The 2173-nt window shown below is 68.3% G+C and carries 2 protein-coding genes; both read left to right on the top strand.

Annotated elements, in window-relative coordinates; all coding sequences use genetic code 11:
* On the top strand, positions 1-1032 hold a 1032-nt coding region (locus ABZD10_RS15380), incomplete at its 5' end, for a beta-ketoacyl synthase (protein ID WP_372887868.1).
* Positions 1025-1825, top strand: coding sequence for a MaoC family dehydratase (locus tag ABZD10_RS15375; RefSeq protein WP_372887867.1), 801 nt, complete (start codon positions 1025-1027; stop codon positions 1823-1825). The genes ABZD10_RS15380 and ABZD10_RS15375, both read left to right, overlap by 8 nt.
* Positions 1826-2173: the final 348 nt, after the last annotated feature.

Here is a 2173-nt window from a genome sequence, read left to right as displayed (position 1 = left end):
GCCGGCGATCTCGATCACCGGATGCGCGACCCGGTCGCGGCCTATGCGCTGAGCGCCGCCCGCGAGGCGATTGCCCAGGCCGGACTTCAACCCGGGGATTTCGGCGATTCCTGTGGCGTCGTCGTCGGCTCGGGCTTTGGCGGCGCCAAGACCCTGGACGCCAACTACATGGCCTTCGGCGTCGATCGCAAGATGCGGCTCGACCCGATGGCGGTGCCCAAGATCATGACCAATGCCGCGGCCTCGTGGGTGTCGATGGAATTCGGCGCCACCGGCCCGATCTATGCGCCCTCGACCGCCTGTTCCTCGGGCAGCCAGTCGATCGGGCTGGCCTATCAGATGCTGCGCGGCGGCGCGATGCAGCGCTGCCTGGCCGGCGGCGCCGAAGCCTGCCTGGTAAGCGGTGTCTTCAGGGCCTGGGAACTGCTGCGGGTGATGACCGCCGACAAGAACCGGCCCTTTTCGCGCGACCGCAACGGCATGACTCTGGGCGAGGGCGCGGCGATCGTCGTGCTCGAGACGCTGGACAGCGCCAGGGCGCGCGGTGCCGAGATCCTCTGCGAGATCGTCGGCTACGGCACAAATTCCGACGCCGGAGACCTGCTGCGCCCCGACCCGACCCGGGCGGCCGCCTGCATGAAGCTGGCCCTGGCCGATGCCGGGATGGCGCCGTCGGATGTCGGCTATGTCAATGCCCATGGCACCGGCACAGTGGCCAATGACGTGACCGAGGTCGGCGCCCTGCGGGCCGTGTTCGGCGACGGGCTCGAGGGTGTCGAGATGTCTTCGACCAAACCGATCCACGGCCACGCGCTGGGGGCTGCCGGGGCGATCGAGGCGGTGGTCTCGGTCGCGGCGCTGCGCCAGCAGATCGCGCCGCCGACGATCAATTTCAACGAGGTCGACCCCAAGATCGGCCTCGACCCGGTGGCCAACAAGGCCCGCGACATCGATGGGCGGGCGGTGATGTCGAATTCGCTGGCCTTCGGCGGCGTCAATGCCTCGCTGATCTTTGCCGGCTTCGATGGCTGAGCAGGTATCGCGGCTCGACCTGCCGGGGGGGCTGGAGGCCGCTCCGGTGGCGGCGCTGGCCGACCTGCTGGCGGCGCTTGCCGGCCAAGTGCCGCGTGGCGGCCTGCCGCTGATCGCCCCGGCCCTGCTGCTGGGGCGGCCGGAACTGGCCGTTGTCGCGAAGCAGATGCAGCCGCCCGAAGGCTGCGGCGTGGTGCATGAAAGCCAGGCGTTCGGCCGGTTGGCCACGGTGCCCCTGGACAGAGCCCTGCGGATCGAGGCCCGGATCAGCGATAGATCCGCCTCGCGGCTGTTCGACTTTTCCCTTCTTGACCCTCGCGGCGATGCGCTGGGGCAGATGCAGACCCGCCTGCGCTTTGTCGCGCCGCAGGACATGGCCCGCTTCAAGGGCAGCCGTTTCCCGCCCCATATGGACAAGGGCGATATCCTCTGGCGCGACAGCCGCGCCTTCGGCGCCGAGGCGGTGGCCAGCTATCTCGATCTGGCCGGTGATCCCAATCCGATCCATGTCAGTGACAGTGCCGCCCGGGCGGTGGGCCTCGCGGGGGCGGTGGTGCCGGGGATGCTTTTTGCCGGTGTCGCCGACCCCTTCGTCGCCGAGATCCTCTCCGGGATGGTGCTGCGGGCGATGAAGCTGCGCTTCATGGCGCCGGTGCCGGTGGGGCAGGGGCTGCGTTACGGCCTTTTGGTGCGCGCGCGCGATCCGCAGGGGCGCCCGCTGGCGATCCGGGTCTTCATCCTGCGCGCCGACGGGATGATCGCCGCGATTGCCGATATTGAGGCCGGGCACTGACAGCGCCGCAGGCCGCGCGCGGGCGACTCCCACCCCGATTTGCTGCGAGTCGTTGGTGTGGGATTGCGAGTCGGGTTGCGGGTGGAGTTTTTCGGGTGTCTGGGGGGGTGTTTGTGGCGGTGATTGGGCGCGGTCCTCTGGCGAAGCTGTTGAAGTTGTGTGTTTTTTCGGAAAATTTCGGATTTTGTGATTTTTGCTGTAAAAAAGGGGTTGCGGGTATTTGGTGTTAGGCATAGAACCCCCTTCACCGGCGGCGCTGAGGCGCTGACGGGACGCGGGACGGAGCGCGGATCTGGAAGGGTTCGGGTGAGGCGAGGCGGAAAATCTGGGGCAGATGAGGCGGGCGGC

It is taken from the genome of Shimia sp., assembly GCF_041624275.1.
In the GTDB taxonomy this organism is placed as follows: domain Bacteria; phylum Pseudomonadota; class Alphaproteobacteria; order Rhodobacterales; family Rhodobacteraceae; genus Shimia.
This window is presented reverse-complemented; position numbering and strand designations above follow the sequence as displayed.

Excerpts from the sequence above, each read along its gene's own strand:
- ABZD10_RS15375 (WP_372887867.1), top strand. The coding sequence starts at position 1,025 with ATGGCTGAGCAGGTATCGCGGCTCGACCTGCCGGGGGGGCTGGAGGCC.